Annotated in this window: 15 protein-coding genes and 1 other annotated feature; all 15 genes read left to right on the top strand. The window is 54.6% G+C overall.

The window, feature by feature from the left end; all coding sequences use genetic code 11:
- Nucleotides 1-44: 44 nt before the first annotated feature.
- Nucleotides 45-169: a sequence feature (Phe leader region), on the top strand.
- A complete protein-coding gene (gene pheM / locus N6G83_RS15600) occupies nucleotides 51-95 on the top strand; it encodes a pheST operon leader peptide PheM (RefSeq protein WP_121608962.1) in 45 nt (14 codons plus the stop codon). (Overlaps the previous feature by 45 nt.)
- A 139-nt stretch (nucleotides 170-308) precedes the next feature.
- Entirely contained in the window at nucleotides 309-1,292 is a 984-nt protein-coding gene (pheS, locus tag N6G83_RS15595) for a phenylalanine--tRNA ligase subunit alpha (protein ID WP_021804595.1), read from the top strand.
- A gap of 14 nt (nucleotides 1,293-1,306) precedes the next feature.
- The gene (gene pheT, locus N6G83_RS15590; protein ID WP_211136415.1) at nucleotides 1,307-3,694 is read left to right on the top strand and encodes a phenylalanine--tRNA ligase subunit beta; all 2,388 of its coding nucleotides are present in this window, start codon (nucleotides 1,307-1,309) and stop codon (nucleotides 3,692-3,694) included.
- A 4-nt stretch (nucleotides 3,695-3,698) separates the two neighbouring features.
- Nucleotides 3,699-3,995, top strand: a complete 297-nt coding sequence (gene ihfA / locus N6G83_RS15585) for an integration host factor subunit alpha (RefSeq protein WP_004943604.1) — start codon at nucleotides 3,699-3,701, stop codon at nucleotides 3,993-3,995.
- A 251-nt stretch (nucleotides 3,996-4,246) separates the two neighbouring features.
- Nucleotides 4,247-5,254, top strand: coding sequence for a vitamin B12 ABC transporter permease BtuC (btuC, locus tag N6G83_RS15580; RefSeq protein WP_199062284.1), 1,008 nt, complete (start codon nucleotides 4,247-4,249; stop codon nucleotides 5,252-5,254).
- 176 nt (nucleotides 5,255-5,430) lie between these two features.
- Nucleotides 5,431-5,889, top strand: a complete 459-nt coding sequence (gene tnpA / locus N6G83_RS15575; RefSeq protein WP_024531425.1) for an IS200/IS605-like element IS1541C family transposase — start codon at nucleotides 5,431-5,433, stop codon at nucleotides 5,887-5,889.
- A gap of 147 nt (nucleotides 5,890-6,036) precedes the next feature.
- On the top strand, nucleotides 6,037-6,588 hold the full coding sequence (locus N6G83_RS15570; protein WP_211136416.1) for a glutathione peroxidase: 552 nt from the start codon (nucleotides 6,037-6,039) through the stop codon (nucleotides 6,586-6,588).
- A 16-nt stretch (nucleotides 6,589-6,604) separates the two neighbouring features.
- Nucleotides 6,605-7,360: a vitamin B12 ABC transporter ATP-binding protein BtuD gene (btuD, locus tag N6G83_RS15565; RefSeq protein WP_211136417.1), complete on the top strand. Its 756-nt coding sequence runs from the start codon at nucleotides 6,605-6,607 to the stop codon at nucleotides 7,358-7,360.
- Between the two features lie 397 nt (nucleotides 7,361-7,757).
- Nucleotides 7,758-8,912, top strand: a complete 1,155-nt coding sequence (gene arnB / locus N6G83_RS15560) for a UDP-4-amino-4-deoxy-L-arabinose aminotransferase (protein ID WP_024530013.1) — start codon at nucleotides 7,758-7,760, stop codon at nucleotides 8,910-8,912.
- The gene (gene arnC, locus N6G83_RS15555) at nucleotides 8,899-9,879 is read left to right on the top strand and encodes an undecaprenyl-phosphate 4-deoxy-4-formamido-L-arabinose transferase (RefSeq protein ID WP_024530012.1); all 981 of its coding nucleotides are present in this window, start codon (nucleotides 8,899-8,901) and stop codon (nucleotides 9,877-9,879) included. Before arnB ends, arnC begins: the two co-directional genes overlap by 14 nt.
- Nucleotides 9,879-11,861 (top strand): bifunctional UDP-4-amino-4-deoxy-L-arabinose formyltransferase/UDP-glucuronic acid oxidase ArnA, encoded by a 1,983-nt coding sequence (gene arnA / locus N6G83_RS15550; RefSeq protein ID WP_024530011.1) that lies wholly within the window; start codon nucleotides 9,879-9,881, stop codon nucleotides 11,859-11,861. The genes arnC and arnA overlap by 1 nt, the downstream gene beginning before the upstream one ends.
- Nucleotides 11,858-12,769: a 4-deoxy-4-formamido-L-arabinose-phosphoundecaprenol deformylase gene (arnD, locus tag N6G83_RS15545; RefSeq protein WP_024530010.1), complete on the top strand. Its 912-nt coding sequence runs from the start codon at nucleotides 11,858-11,860 to the stop codon at nucleotides 12,767-12,769. The genes arnA and arnD overlap by 4 nt, the downstream gene beginning before the upstream one ends.
- Nucleotides 12,766-14,430, top strand: coding sequence for a lipid IV(A) 4-amino-4-deoxy-L-arabinosyltransferase (arnT, locus tag N6G83_RS15540; RefSeq protein WP_074031019.1), 1,665 nt, complete (start codon nucleotides 12,766-12,768; stop codon nucleotides 14,428-14,430). The genes arnD and arnT overlap by 4 nt, the downstream gene beginning before the upstream one ends.
- Entirely contained in the window at nucleotides 14,427-14,771 is a 345-nt protein-coding gene (gene arnE / locus N6G83_RS15535) for a 4-amino-4-deoxy-L-arabinose-phosphoundecaprenol flippase subunit ArnE (RefSeq protein WP_024530008.1), read from the top strand. The genes arnT and arnE overlap by 4 nt, the downstream gene beginning before the upstream one ends.
- Complete coding sequence (gene arnF, locus N6G83_RS15530; protein ID WP_024530007.1) at nucleotides 14,768-15,157, top strand: 4-amino-4-deoxy-L-arabinose-phosphoundecaprenol flippase subunit ArnF; 390 nt, start codon at nucleotides 14,768-14,770, stop codon at nucleotides 15,155-15,157. Before arnE ends, arnF begins: the two co-directional genes overlap by 4 nt.
- The last annotated feature ends 121 nt before the right edge of the window (nucleotides 15,158-15,278 follow it).

Raw genomic sequence — 15,278 nt, 5'->3', positions numbered from 1 at the left:
GGCTGGCGCTATCACACTGGTTGCCAATCCATCGACAAGGTACTACCAACATGCACGCTGTTATTTTCCGCTTCTTTTTTTACTTTAGCGCCTGACTTCAGGAGGCTTTGCGCGTAAGAAAAGAAACGGAAAGTAGCGCCTAAGCCTCCCAAGTGGAGGCTTTTTTGTTTTTGGCCACCTTCTGCGCCTTTTGGGCCTGCGGCACTTGCTTGGCTACGGCTTGAAATTCTTTGAAGATCAACCAAAGGCGTGTTGGAATAATAGATAACAATTACTTAGGGCCACAAGGCCAGAGGAAGAGGAAAGCAATGTCACATCTCGCAGAGCTGGTTGCCAACGCCAAGGCAGCCGTAGAAGATGCCCAAGATGTTGCCGCGTTAGATTTGGTACGCGTCGAATATTTTGGCAAGAAAGGTCATTTTACCTTACAGATGCAGTCCCTGCGTGAAGTGCCAGCGGAAGATCGCCCGGCAGCCGGGGCGGTGATCAACCAGGCAAAACAGGAAGTTCAGGATGCGCTAAACGCGCGTAAGAACGCGTTGGAGTCTGCGGTGCTGAACGCCCGCCTGGCGGCAGAGACCATCGACGTCTCTCTGCCGGGGCGTCGCCTGGAGAACGGTGGCCTGCACCCAGTCACTCGCACCATCGATCGTATCGAAACCTTCTTTGGCGAACTGGGCTTCTCGGTAGAGACCGGCCCGGAAATCGAAGACGATTACCATAACTTCGACGCGCTGAATATCCCAGGGCATCACCCGGCCCGTGCCGATCACGATACCTTCTGGTTTGACGCGACGCGCCTGCTGCGTACCCAAACTTCTGGCGTGCAGATCCGCACAATGAAGAACCAGCAACCACCGATCCGTATCATCGCGCCGGGCCGTGTCTATCGTAACGACTACGATCAGACACATACGCCGATGTTCCACCAGATGGAAGGGCTGATCGTCGACAAGGACATCAGCTTCACCAACCTGAAAGGGACGCTGCACGATTTCCTGAACAACTTCTTTGAAGAAGACCTGCAGGTTCGTTTCCGTCCTTCCTATTTCCCGTTCACCGAACCTTCTGCCGAAGTGGATGTAATGGGCAAAAACGGTAAGTGGCTGGAAGTGTTGGGTTGCGGCATGGTGCACCCGAACGTACTGCGCAACGTGGGTATCGATCCGGAAATCTATTCCGGTTTTGCCTTCGGTATGGGTATGGAGCGCCTGACGATGCTGCGTTACGGCGTCACCGATCTGCGTGCGTTCTTCGAAAACGATCTGCGTTTCCTCAAACAGTTTAAGTAAGGCGGGAATATCACATGAAATTCAGTGAACTCTGGTTGCGCGAGTGGGTAAACCCGGCCATCAGCAGCGAAGCATTATCCGATCAAATCACCATGGCTGGCCTGGAAGTAGACGGCGTTGAGCCGGTGGCTGGCGTATTCAACGGTGTGGTCGTGGGCCACGTGGTGGAGTGCGGTCAACACCCGAACGCCGACAAACTGCGCGTAACCAAAGTCGATGTGGGCGGTGAGCGTCTGTTAGACATCGTTTGTGGTGCGCCAAATTGCCGTGCTGGCCTGAAAGTCGCCGTTGCTACCGTCGGTGCCGTACTGCCAGGTGATTTTAAAATCAAAGCCGCCAAGCTGCGTGGCGAGCCTTCTGAAGGCATGCTGTGTTCGTTCTCCGAACTGGCGATTTCAGACGATCATGACGGCATCATTGAGCTGCCTGCAGATGCGCCGATCGGCACCGATATCCGTGACTATCTGCAACTGAACGATAGCGCGATCGAAATCAGCGTTACGCCGAACCGTGCCGATTGCCTGGGTATCATTGGTGTCGCGCGCGACGTTGCCGTGCTGAACCAACTGCCGCTGACCGAGCCGGATATGAGCCCGGTTGCTGCCACCATCACCGACACCCTGCCAATCCGTGTAGAAGCCCCTCAGGCGTGCCCACGTTATCTTGGCCGCGTAGTGAAAGGCATCAACGTGAAGGCACCTTCACCACTGTGGATGCGTGAGAAGCTGCGCCGTGCCGGTATTCGCTCGATTGATGCCGTGGTCGACGTCACCAACTACGTGCTGATGGAGCTGGGCCAACCGATGCACGCCTTTGACCTCAATCGTATTGAGGGCGGTATTGTGGTGCGTATGGCCCACGAAGGTGAAACGCTGCGCCTGCTGGATGGCAACGAAGCCAAACTGCAGGCAGACACCCTGGTGATTGCCGATCAGCAAAAAGCGCTGGCCATGGGCGGCATCTTTGGTGGTGAGCACTCTGGCGTGAATGACGAAACCCAGGATGTGCTGCTGGAATGCGCCTTCTTCAGCCCGCTGTCGATTACTGGCCGTGCTCGTCGTCATGGTCTGCATACCGATGCTTCACATCGTTACGAGCGTGGCGTAGATCCGGCACTGCAACATAAAGCGATGGAGCGTGCTACACGCCTGCTGATCGACATCTGCGGTGGTCAGGCTGGCCCAATCATTGACGTTAGCGATGAAAGCACCTTACCTAAGCGTGCCACCATTGCGTTGCGCCGTGAAAAGCTGGATCGTCTGATTGGCCACGTAGTGCCAAGCGAGCAGGTGAGCGATATTCTGCGTCGCCTGGGTTGCCAGGTTACCGAGCAGGGCGACAACTGGTTGGCGGTGGCGCCAAGCTGGCGTTTCGATATGGAGATCGAAGAAGATTTGGTGGAAGAAGTGGCCCGTGTCTATGGCTACAACAACATCCCGGATGTGCCAGTGCGCGCCGATCTGGTGATGACCAAACACCGTGAATCCGATCTGACCCTGAAGCGCGTGAAGACCATGTTGGTCGATCATGGCTATCAGGAAGCAATTACTTACAGTTTTGTCGACCCGAAAGTGCAAGCGTTGCTGCACCCAGGTGAAGAAGCCCTGATCCTGCCAAGCCCTATCTCGGTAGAGATGTCTGCCATGCGTCTGTCACTGTGGACAGGCCTGCTTTCGGCGGTGGTTTATAACCAGAATCGCCAGCAAACTCGGGTGCGCCTGTTTGAAAGCGGCCTGCGCTTTGTCCCTGATACTGCGGCAAATCTGGGTATCCGTCAGGATGTCATGCTGGCCGGCGTAATTGCTGGGCATACCCATGATGAGCATTGGGATCTGGCAAGAAAGCCGGTGGACTTCTATGATTTGAAAGGGGATCTGGAATCGGTATTGGAGCTGACCGGTAAATTATCCGAAATTCAGTTCAAGGCAGAGTCCAATCCCGCCCTGCATCCTGGGCAAAGTGCGGCCATTTATTTACACGGCGAACGTGTCGGTTTCATCGGTGTGGTTCACCCAGAACTTGAACGTAAACTGGATCTTAACGGCCGTACTGTGGTATTTGAATTGGAGTGGAACAAGCTCGCAAGCCGCGCCGTGCCTCAGGCCCGTGAGGTTTCTCGCTTCCCTGCAAACCGCCGCGATATCGCCGTTGTAGTGGCTGAAAACGTCGCCGCAGAAGATATTTTGGCAGAGTGTAAGAAAGTTGGCGCAAATCAGGTAGTTGGCGTAAACTTGTTTGATGTGTACCGTGGCAAGGGCGTAGCTGAGGGTTATAAGAGCCTGGCTATCAGTCTGGTGTTGCAGGATACCGCCCGTACACTGGAAGAAGAGGAGATTGCCGCTACCGTTGCAAAATGTGTAGAGGCTCTAAAACAGCGATTCCAAGCATCCTTGAGGGATTGAACCTATGGCGCTTACTAAAGCTGAAATGTCAGAACACCTGTTTGAGAAGCTAGGGCTTAGCAAACGGGATGCCAAAGACCTGGTAGAACTGTTCTTTGAAGAGGTCCGTCGAGCTCTGGAGAACGGAGAACAGGTCAAGCTGTCTGGTTTTGGCAATTTTGATTTGCGAGACAAGAACCAACGTCCGGGACGCAACCCGAAAACCGGTGAGGACATTCCGATTACGGCGCGCCGCGTGGTCACTTTCCGTCCGGGACAGAAACTGAAAAGCCGGGTGGAGAACGCCAGCCCGAAAGAGTAGGTTATACAACGCCAAAAAGGCCGCGCAAGCGGCCTTTTTCTTTGGGCGGTTTACCAACCTCACAGGTCGGCGCTGCATGCTGTTCCCGTCTATTACCACCATTACCTCGATGACCGGCGGTCGGTGCCAGCCGCTGCTTTCACCACCATTCGTTCACTCAGTCCTTCCCCTAAACGTCCGAACCTCCTACTATTTGCTGCAAGACGTTATTTTCAGGTCGTTATCCTGGCCAGTAGGGAAGTTGTGTAGTTATGCCGAGCAGTCAGACCTTCACTTTGTTACAACAGTATCAACACCGTCGCGATAAACGCTATTTGACCTGGCTGACGCTGGGCGTCGTACTAGCGTTCGCCTTCAGCCTGAGCGCCGGGGATCTGTGGATCTGGCCTGCGCAGTGGTTGAGTGAACCTGCACAGCTGTTTGTCTGGCAATTGCGTCTGCCACGAGCGCTGGCGGTGATGCTGGTGGGGGCAAGCCTGGCGGTGGCGGGGGCGGCGATGCAGGCCCTGTTTGAGAACCCGCTGGCAGAACCTGGGCTGCTTGGCGTATCCAACGGTGCCGGAGTGGCGCTGGTGCTGACGGTGCTGTTCGGCAACGGCCTGCTGCCGGTGGCGCTGATGAGCATGAACGCCATCGCAGGCGCCCTGGTGATGACCTCCCTGTTGCTGATTTTTGCCCGCCGTCGTAGGTTGAGCAACGCACGTTTGCTGCTGGTAGGAGTCGCACTGGGGATTGTGTGCAGCGCGATTATGACTTGGGCCGTGTATTTCAGTTCGAGCCTCGACCTGCGGCAGCTAATGTACTGGATGATGGGCGGTTTCGGCGGGGTGGATTGGCGGCAGAAATGGCTACTGTTAGCCTTGTTGCCGGCGCTGCTGTGGCTATGCGCGCAAGGCAAGGCGCTGAACTTGATGGCGCTTGGCGAGATGCAGGCCCGGCAGTTGGGCCTTTCCCTGCACATATGGCGTAATCTGCTGGTGCTGGCCATCGGCTGGCTGGTGGGAACCAGCGTGGCCTTGGCGGGTGTGATTGGCTTTATCGGCCTGGTGATCCCGCATATTTTGCGCCTCAGCGGTTTGACCAACCAACGTTATCTGTTACCTGGCTGCGCGCTGGCGGGCGCGGGCGTGCTGTTAGTGGCTGACGTGGTGGCGCGGATTGCGCTGTTTTCGGCAGAATTACCCATCGGCGTGGTTACTGCAACGCTGGGAGCCCCTCTTTTTATCTGGTTACTGGCCCGGACAAAAAGCGTAAGGTAAACCGGCTGCCGGTAATGACCGGCGGCGTTTTTTGTGCACAGAAAACCTCCAGCTAGGCTGGAGGTTCCGTAAAGCTTTCAGCTTTGAGCCAGTTATAAAAACCCCTTTTGATTTGTTAAAACAGTTTGCGGTCTGGCAACTGCAAAGGTTCAACAAGAAATCAAAAGGGGGTCCCTATGAGGGACGAAAAGAGCTTAGCGCACACGCGATGGAACTGTAAATATCACATAGTATTTGCGCCGAAGTACCGAAGAAAGGTGTTCTACGGGGAAAAGCGTAAAGCGATTGGCAGTATCTTAAGAAAGCTGTGCGAATGGAAAAACGTGAATATTCTGGAAGCGGAATGTTGTGTGGATCACATCCATATGCTTCTGGAAATCCCGCCCAAGATGAGTGTGTCGGGCTTTATGGGATACCTGAAGGGAAAGAGTAGCCTGATGCTTTATGAGCAGTTTGGCGATTTGAAGTTCAAATACCGTAACAGGGAGTTCTGGTGCCGAGGGTATTACGTTGATACGGTTGGTAAAAATACAGCCAGGATACAAGAATACATAAAGCACCAACTGGAAGAGGATAAAATGGGTGAGCAGTTGTCGATCCCCTATCCGGGTAGCCCGTTTACGGGCAGTAAGTAATCCATAAATGCAAATGTCAGCTCGCAATGCGCCTGTTAGGGCGCGGCTGGCAACAGAGCCTTATAGGCGCATATGAAAAACCTCCGGCTATGCCGGAGGATATTTATTTCTGTATCACCTGCAAATAAAACCAAAGGAAAACATCTGATGAGCAACCCCATTTATGCCATTCCCCTGCAAACCATTGAGAACCAATCTACCACACTGAACGCCTATGCCGGCAAAGTACTGCTGGTGGTCAACGTAGCGTCGGAATGCGGCCTGACCAAGCAATACGAAGGTCTGGAAAAACTTTATGAAACCTGGCGTGGGCAGGGTTTTGCGGTGTTGGGCTTCCCCTCCAATGAGTTTCTTGGTCAGGAGCCGGGCAGTAATGAAGAGATCCTGGCGTTTTGCCGGGGCACCTTTGGCGTCCAATTCCCGATGTTTGCCAAAATTGAAGTCAATGGTGAGGGCCGTCATCCGCTGTATCGGGAACTGATTGCCGCACAGCCACAGGCCGTCGCACCAGAAGGCAGTGGTTTCCTGGAGCGGATGAGCAGCAAAGGCCGCGCGCCGAAGCACACTGGCGATATCCTGTGGAACTTTGAGAAATTCTTGATTGGCCGTGATGGTACGGTGATCCAACGCTTCTCACCGGATATGACGCCAGAAGACCCACAGGTGTCCGAGGCCATCAAACAGGCTTTGGCCAAGTAAAGGAGCGAACAGAGCCATGCTGCAACTGAGTGAGGTGGGGGTAGAAGGGCGATTAGTGCCGTTTTCTGGGCAGATCGCCGCTGGGTTGCAGGTGCACCTGATCGGCCCAAACGGCGCGGGTAAGAGTACGCTGTTGGCCAGATTGGCGGGTATGCTGCCAGGGCTTGGCGAAGTTCGGCTGTCTGGGCGTTTGCTGGAAGCGTATGCGGGAAATGAACTGGCAAGGCACCGGGCTTATCTGTGCCAGCAGCAGCCTCCGGTTGCGCTGATGCCGGTATTTCAATATCTCGCCTTACATCAGCCCGCCGGGGCGGACGAAAGCGAGCTGGAAAAAACCATCCTGTATTTGGCACGTAGCCTAAAGCTGACGGATAAATTATCCCGCATGTTGACTCAACTCTCCGGGGGCGAATGGCAACGGGTGCGACTGGCCGCAGTGTTGTTACAGGTTTGGCCAACGGTTAACCCAATAAGCCAATTACTGCTGCTTGATGAACCGACCAACAGCCTGGATGTGGCGCAAAAGGTGGCGCTGGATCGCCTGTTGCGTGAATTTTGCCAAAGTGGCCGCAGCGCACTGGTCTGTGCTCACGATCTCAATCATACCTTGCAACAGGCCGATCGGGTCTGGTTGCTGCAATCCGGACGGTTGGTCGCCGAGGGGGGCACCCACGAGGTAATGGAGCCGGGGTTATTATCCAAGGTTTATGACGTGGATTTTCATCTGCAGGCGGTAGGGGAACAGCGCTGGATTATGACCAAAACGGCCTAGCGATGTTTAGCTGCTATTTTAACCGATTAAATGGAGGTTAAACGAAAAGTATACGTGCTCGATATAATTACCCTGCAAGGGCGCAAATTCTCACGTTAATCTCACAAAATAAGATGGAAAATCCACGATTACCTGCTACGCTGATCGGGTTGAAAAAAAATAAGTAAAAAAATATAACTGCATAACTCAATGATTATGCAACTAATTATTGGTTCCTTGATGAAGAAGTTTTACAGAAGGTTTCCTGATAATAATTTCTCCCTTAAGGTTTAGTTAAGCTTGCCCAAGTACATTGGCAGTTAATCCACCAGTGATCATTCTTTGCGACGTTTACTATTCGTTAAATGTAAAAGTCTTACAGTGGCTTAAAGAAAATCTAGACGTTTGGGGTTTAATTATGGATCAATTCCTGCCTTTTTCACGCCCGGCAATTGGGGATGAAGAAATTGCGGCGGTAGAAAAGGTGTTGCGTTCTGGCTGGATCACCACCGGGCCGCAAAATCAGCAGTTGGAAAGCGAGTTTTGCCGAACTTTCGGCTGCAAGCATGCGGTTGCCGTCTGCTCTGCAACGGCGGGGATGCACATCACTCTGATGGCTCTGGATATCGGGCCAGGGGATGAAGTCATTACCCCTTCACAAACCTGGGTTTCCACCCTCAACATGATCGAATTGCTTGGCGCTACGCCGGTGATGATCGATGTTGACCGGGACACTTTGATGGTCAGTGCAGCCGATGTTGAGGCGGCCATCACCCCACGTACCAAAGCGATTATTCCCGTTCACTATGCGGGCGCACCATTACCGATGGATGAACTGCGCGCCGTGGCTGAACGCCACAACCTCCCCCTGATTGAAGATGCGGCTCACGCCGTAGGCACCCGTTTCAATGGTGAATGGGTGGGCGCGCGTGGTACTGCCATTTTCTCTTTCCACGCCATCAAAAACCTGACCTGTGCTGAAGGCGGCCTGATCGCGACCGATGACGATGAACTGGCCGATCGCGTCCGCTGCCTGAAGTTCCACGGCCTGGGTGTTGACGCTTTTGACCGCCAACTGCAGGGGCGTAAGCCGCAGGCAGAAGTGGTTGAACCTGGCTACAAATACAACCTGTCAGATATTCATGCGGCGATCGCTGTGGTGCAGCTGGCGCGTTTGCCAGAGTTGAACGCCCGGCGCAAGGTGCTGGCGGAACGTTACCTGGCCGCGCTGCAAGATTCGCCTTTCCAGCCGTTGGGGTTACCAGATTATCCGCACGATCACGCCTGGCACCTGTTTATGGTGCGTGTTGATGAACAACGTTGCGGCATTGGGCGCGATCAACTGATGGAACGGCTGAAAGAAGTTGGGGTCGGCACCGGTCTGCATTTCCGCGCCGCCCATACGCAAAAATTCTACCGCGAACGTTACCCACAGCTGTCACTGCCCAATACCGAATGGAACTCGGCACGCCTGTGCACTTTACCGCTGTTCCCAGATATGACCGAAGCCGATGTCGATCGCGTGGTCAATGCCTTGTCTTCCGTATTGGAGTCTTCCCGTGTCTCGCGCTGAACCTATTAGCAAAGTTTCGGTGGTGATCCCGGTGTACAACGAGCAGGAGAGTTTACCTGCCTTGTTGGAGCGCACCACCGCCGCCTGTAAACAACTATTGCAACCTTACGAAATTATTCTGATTGATGATGGCAGCAGCGACAACTCTGCCGCCATGCTGACCGCCGCGGCGGAACAGCCTGATAGCTGCATTATTGCCGTGCTGCTGAACCGTAACTACGGCCAGCATTCCGCCATCATGGCGGGCTTCAATCAGGTCAGTGGCGATCTGGTGATCACCCTGGATGCCGATTTGCAAAACCCGCCGGAGGAAATTCCCCGTCTGGTCAGCGTCGCGGAAGAGGGTTATGACGTGGTGGGTACCGTGCGTGCCAACCGTCAGGACTCCTGGTTCCGCAAGACGGCCTCCCGCATGATCAATATGATGATCCAGCGCGCGACCGGTAAATCCATGGGCGACTATGGATGCATGCTGCGTGCCTATCGTCGCCATATCATCGAAGCGATGCTGCATTGCCATGAGCGCAGTACCTTTATTCCGATCCTGGCCAACACCTTTGCTCGCCGTACCACGGAGATCGAGGTGCGTCACGCTGAACGCGAGTTCGGTGACTCCAAATATAGCCTGATGAAGCTGATCAACCTGATGTATGACCTGATCACCTGCCTGACCACCACGCCGCTGCGTCTGCTTAGCGTGATAGGAAGCGTGATTGCACTGTCGGGCTTCGTGCTGGCGGTGTTGTTGATCGTGCTGCGCTTGGTCTTGGGGCCAGAATGGGCGGCAGGCGGAGTCTTCACGCTGTTTGCAGTGTTATTCACCTTTATCGGTGCACAGTTTGTCGGTATGGGATTGTTAGGGGAGTACATCGGCCGGATTTATAACGACGTCCGTGCTCGTCCCCGCTATTTTGTCCAGAAAGTGGTCGGCGCCAAGCCAACCCAAAATACTCAGGAAGAAGAATGATGAAAGCTATTGTATTTGCTTACCATGATATCGGCTGCGCAGGCTTGAAAGCGCTGACAGAAGCGGGTTATGACGTACAGGCCGTATTTACCCATACCGATGATCCAGGTGAAAACAACTTCTTCTCTTCCGTTGCTCGCCAGGGTGCTGAACTGGAGCTGCCGGTGTATGCACCGGAAGATGTCAATCATCCGCTGTGGGTTGAGCGTATCCGTGAGCTACAGCCGGATATCATTTTCTCTTTCTACTACCGCAATATGTTGAGCGATGAGATCCTGTCTCTGGCTCCCAAAGGTGGTTTTAACCTGCATGGTTCACTGTTGCCACGCTACCGTGGCCGCGCGCCGATCAACTGGGCGCTGGTGAACGGCGAAACCGAAACCGGTGCCACGCTGCACAAGATGGTTAAACGTCCGGATGCCGGTGATATCGTAGGTCAGCATAAAGTGGCGATTTCCGATCAGGACACCGCACTGACGCTGCACAAAAAAGTGTTGGAAGCGGCGCAGATCGTCTTGAAAGAACAACTGCCGAAACTGAAAAACGGTACGGCCAGCCTGACGGTGCAAAACGAAGCGGATGCCAGCTATTTTGGCCGCCGTACCGCTGCTGATGGTGAGATCCAGTGGCACAAGTCTGCTCATGAAATCAACAACCTGGTGCGAGCTGTCACCGAACCTTATCCGGGCGCATTCAGCTATCTGGGGCAGCGCAAGGTGATCGTTTGGCGCGCACGCGTTCTGGATACCGCGCATGATAAGCAGCCAGGCACGGTGCTGAGCACCACCCCACTGGTAATTGCCTGTGGTGAAGGTGCGCTGGAAATCGTGGCTGGCCAGAGTGAGTCTGGTTTGTATGTGCAAGGCAGCCGCCTGGCAGCGGAAATGGGCATGGTGAGCGACGTACGTCTGGCTGCCAAACCAAGCTCTGTGATGAAGCGCCGGACCCGCGTGCTGATCCTGGGTGTCAATGGCTTTATCGGCAACCATCTCACCGAACGTCTGCTGCGCGAAGACCGCTACGATATCTACGGTCTGGATATCGGCTCTGACGCCATCAGCCGCTTCCTGGATAACCCGCGCTTCCACTTTGTGGAAGGGGATATCAGCATTCATTCCGAGTGGATCGAGTATCACATCAAGAAGTGCGACGTGGTACTGCCGCTGGTGGCAATCGCCACACCGATCGAATACACCCGTAATCCGCTGCGCGTGTTCGAGTTGGATTTCGAAGAAAACCTGAAAATCGTCCGCGACTGTGTGAAATACAACAAACGCATCATCTTCCCGTCCACTTCAGAAGTTTATGGCATGTGTGACGATAAAGAGTTTGATGAGGACACCTCGCGCCTGATCGTCGGGCCAATCAATAAACAGCGCTGGATCTATTCGGTCTCCAAACAGCTGTTGGACCGGGTTATCTGGGCTTACGGGGCCAAAGAAGGCCTGAAGTTCACGCTGTTCCGTCCGTTTAACTGGATGGGGCCACGCCTGGATAACCTGGATGCGGCACGTATCGGCTCATCGCGTGCAATCACCCAGTTGATCCTGAATCTGGTCGAAGGCTCACCGATCAAGCTGGTGGACGGTGGGGCGCAGAAACGTTGCTTTACCGATATCAACGACGGTATTGAAGCGCTGTATCGCATTATTGAAAACCGCGATGGCCAATGTGATGGTCAGATCGTCAACATCGGCAACCCAACCAACGAAGCCAGTATTCGTGAGCTGGCGGAAATGCTGTTGGCCAGCTTCAATGAACATCCGCTGCGCGGCAATTTCCCGCCGTTTGCCGGTTTCAAGGACGTGGAAAGCAGCAGCTACTACGGCAAAGGGTATCAGGACGTTGAGCACCGTACGCCAAGCATCAAGAACGCGCGCCGCCTGCTGGGCTGGCAGCCGACGATCGCCATGCAGCAAACCGTTGCCGAAACTCTGGACTACTTCCTGCGTACCACGGTAAAGGAAGGTGATGGTGCATGAGGAAGGTCGGCCTGCGAGTTGATGTAGACACCTTTAGCGGTACCCGTGAAGGGGTGCCGCGCCTGCTGGAACTGTTTGCCAAGTACGATATTCAGGCCAGCTTCTTCTTCAGCGTCGGGCCGGACAACATGGGGCGCCACTTGTGGCGCCTGCTTCGTCCCCAATTCCTGCTGAAAATGCTACGTTCCAAGGCCGCCTCCCTGTACGGCTGGGATATCCTGCTGGCGGGGACCGCGTGGCCTGGGAGGAATATTTCCCGATCTTTGGGGCCGTTGATGAAACGCACGTTGGAGATGGGCCACGAAGTGGGTTTGCATGCCTGGGATCATCAAGGGTGGCAGGCCAAGGTGGGGAAGTGGTCCAAACCCGAGTTGACGCACCAGGTTCAGTTGGGCGTTGATGCGCTGTCAAACGCGATCGGTCAACCGGTCCGATTTTCGGCGGTGGCGGGGTGGCGTGCCGATCAGCGCGTCGTGGAGGTTAAGCAAGGTTTTAGTTTCGAGTATAACAGTGATTGCCGTGGCACCCACCCGTTCCGTCCGCTATTAGAGAATGGCCAACCGGGCACGGTGCAAATCCCCGTGACTCTTCCAACCTTTGATGAGGTGATTGGTCGTGAGACCAGCATGGCGGATTTCAATGATTATATTTTGCGAGCGATAGAAAACGATCGTGGGGTGCCTGTGTACACCATACATACCGAGGTGGAAGGCATGTCGCAGTCGGCCATGTTCGAACAACTGTTACAGCGTGCAAAACAGCAAGGCATCGAGTTCTGCCCGCTGAGTGCATTGCTGCCCCAAGATGTGTCATCACTGCCGTTAGGCCGCATTACTCGCGCACCATTTCCTGGCCGAGAAGGCTGGTTGGGTTATCAAACCGAAGTTGGGGGAGAAAAGGTTTCATGAAAGCGTTGAAAGGATCCTGGGCCATTGTATTAGCCATTTTTTTTGCCCTGGTGTATCTGCTGCCGGTGAATGGGCGGCTGCTATGGCAGCCGGATGAAACCCGCTACGCCGAAATTAGCCGTGAAATGCTGGCGCGCGGAGATTGGATAGTGCCTAACCTGCTAGGCCTGCGCTATTTTGAAAAACCGGTTGCCGGTTACTGGTTTAACAACATTAGCCAGTGGTTGTTCGGCGATAGTAACTTTGCCGTGCGCTTTGGCTCGATATTCAGCACGGGTCTGACTGCCTTACTGGTCTTTGCTCTGGCCTGGCTGATGTGGAAAAATGCGCGTCGTGCCTATCTGGCGGTGCTGATCTTCCTGTCGATGGTGCTGGTATTCAGTATCGGCACTTACAGCGTGCTCGATCCGATGATCTCGCTGTGGCTGACGGCAGCCATGGTCAGTTATTACCTGACGCTGAAAGCCTCCACCGCCAAAGGTAAGCTGGGTGCCTATGTGTTGCTCGGGCTGGCCTGTGGTATGGGCTTTATGACCAAAGGCTTCCTGGCGCTGGCGGTGCCGGTGATTGCCGTTATCCCCATTGTTATTCAGCAGCGTAAGGTCAAAGATCTGTTCTGCTATGGGCCAGTGGCGATTGTGGTGGCGGTACTGCTCAGCCTGCCGTGGGCGCTGGCGGTGGCCCAACGAGAGCCGGACTATTGGAACTACTTCTTCTGGGTGGAGCATATTCAGCGCTTTGCCGAAGACAATGCCCAGCATAAGGCACCTTTTTGGTATTACATCCCGATCCTGATCGCTGCGGTACTGCCGTGGTTGGGGTTATTGCCAGGTTCCCTGCTCAAGGGATGGCGTGAGCGTGTGCAGCGCCCGGAGCTGTTTTTCCTGTTGAGCTGGGTGGTGATGCCGCTGATCTTCTTCAGCATCGCCAAAGGCAAGTTGCCTACCTATATTCTGCCTTGCATGGCGCCGTTGGCACTGCTGATGGCTGCTTACGCCGAGGATTGCGCGGGGCAGTTACGTACTCGGGTATTCAAGATGAATGCCGTGCTAAATGGCCTGTTTGGGCTAATTGGCATTATCGCGTTGTTGCTCATCGGCTCAGGTGTGTTACCTAAAGTGCATCTGTTTACCGCCGATGAGTGGCCGAAAATCGTGCTCGGCCTGATTGCCTTTGGTGGTTGGCTGCTGTTTGCCGTGATTTCCGCTCGTGATAACGCGAAACGCTGGACCTGGGCGGCCGCTTGCCCGCTGCTGCTTTGTCTGTTGATCGGTTACGCTATTCCGCAACAGGTGATCGACTCCAAGCAGCCGCAAAACTTCATTCGTGAGAATATAGCTACGCTCAGCCAGAGCCAGTTTGTGCTGGCCGATCGCGTGGGTATCGCCGCAGGCCTGGCCTGGGAACTGAAACGCAGCGATGTGCTGATGTACGGTGAAAAAGGCGAGCTTACTTATGGCTTGGCGTATCCCGATGCGCGCGGCCACTATATCAGCGAAGAAGATTTTGCTGGCTGGTTGGCTGAGGCTCGCAAACAAGGGGATGTGTCACTGATCATGCAACTCTCCCGTGGTGAGCACGTGCCGACAGATTTGCCAACGCCAGACAGCGTTGTCGAGATGCATCGCATGGCATTGGTATGGTACAAGCAGCAGCCATGATGGCGTATTTATTGGTGATCCTGGTTAGCCTGTTCACCTGTGCGGGGCAGCTGTGTCAGAAGCAGGCTGCCCTTACCTGGCAACAGGCTGGCGAGCGGCGGCGGGCTTTAACGCTGCGCTGGTTGGCGCTGGCAGTATTGTTATTGGGGCTGGGCATGCTGGTGTGGTTAAATGTATTGCAGCGCCTGCCGCTCAGCTTGGCCTATCCGATGCTGAGCCTCAACTTTGTCCTGGTGACGCTGGCGGCACGCTGGCTGTTTAACGAGCCGACCACGGTACGCCACTGGTGCGGCGTGGCGTCGATTATGCTGGGGATCCTGATGATGAGTCTGCAATCATGAAAGGTTATCTTTGGGGGGCGGGCAGCGTTCTGTTAGTCACGTTGGCCCAGCTGTTGATGAAATGGGGGATGGGGCAGATCCCGCTGTTGTCCTTTGCCGATGTTACCTGGCCGTTACTCAACCAGTATGGAATGGCCTTGCTGGCGGTGGCCGCCGGGATTTTCGGCTATGGATTATCAATGCTGTGCTGGTTCTTTGCGCTTCATTACCTGCCGCTGAACCGGGCTTATCCGCTGTTGAGCGTCAGTTATGCGCTGGTTTACCTGGCGGCGGTGATCCTGCCCTGGTTTAATGAATCGGCCACCTTGCTCAAAACGCTGGGGACAGTGTTTATTCTGTTCGGCGTCTGGTTGATTAATAGCCATCGGGCGGAAAAAAACCGTTAATAGCGGAAAAAACGCTGTCGATTCGAATATCTCACGCACAAAGCTTGCCTTTTTATTATCTTGGGCGATAAATTAACGCCAAACAGCATTCTCCTTACCTGGAGTGGCGTGGTGAAATACC

The sequence above is a fragment of the Serratia sp. PL7 genome (genome assembly GCF_945957435.1).
The sequence above is the reverse complement of the archived record's forward strand: the minus strand, read 5'-3'. Positions and strand labels throughout refer to the sequence as shown.

Coding starts and splice junctions, on each gene's coding strand:
- pheS (WP_021804595.1), top strand. CDS start 309: ATGTCACATCTCGCAGAGCTGGTTGCCAACGCCAAGGCAGCCGTAGAA.
- pheT (WP_211136415.1), top strand. CDS start 1,307: ATGAAATTCAGTGAACTCTGGTTGCGCGAGTGGGTAAACCCGGCCATC.
- arnF (WP_024530007.1), top strand. CDS start 14,768: ATGAAAGGTTATCTTTGGGGGGCGGGCAGCGTTCTGTTAGTCACGTTG.
- arnA (WP_024530011.1), top strand. CDS start 9,879: ATGAAAGCTATTGTATTTGCTTACCATGATATCGGCTGCGCAGGCTTG.
- ihfA (WP_004943604.1), top strand. CDS start 3,699: ATGGCGCTTACTAAAGCTGAAATGTCAGAACACCTGTTTGAGAAGCTA.
- btuC (WP_199062284.1), top strand. CDS start 4,247: ATGCCGAGCAGTCAGACCTTCACTTTGTTACAACAGTATCAACACCGT.
- arnT (WP_074031019.1), top strand. CDS start 12,766: ATGAAAGCGTTGAAAGGATCCTGGGCCATTGTATTAGCCATTTTTTTT.
- N6G83_RS15570 (WP_211136416.1), top strand. CDS start 6,037: ATGAGCAACCCCATTTATGCCATTCCCCTGCAAACCATTGAGAACCAA.
- tnpA (WP_024531425.1), top strand. CDS start 5,431: ATGAGGGACGAAAAGAGCTTAGCGCACACGCGATGGAACTGTAAATAT.
- arnD (WP_024530010.1), top strand. CDS start 11,858: ATGAGGAAGGTCGGCCTGCGAGTTGATGTAGACACCTTTAGCGGTACC.
- arnE (WP_024530008.1), top strand. CDS start 14,427: ATGATGGCGTATTTATTGGTGATCCTGGTTAGCCTGTTCACCTGTGCG.
- arnB (WP_024530013.1), top strand. CDS start 7,758: ATGGATCAATTCCTGCCTTTTTCACGCCCGGCAATTGGGGATGAAGAA.
- btuD (WP_211136417.1), top strand. CDS start 6,605: ATGCTGCAACTGAGTGAGGTGGGGGTAGAAGGGCGATTAGTGCCGTTT.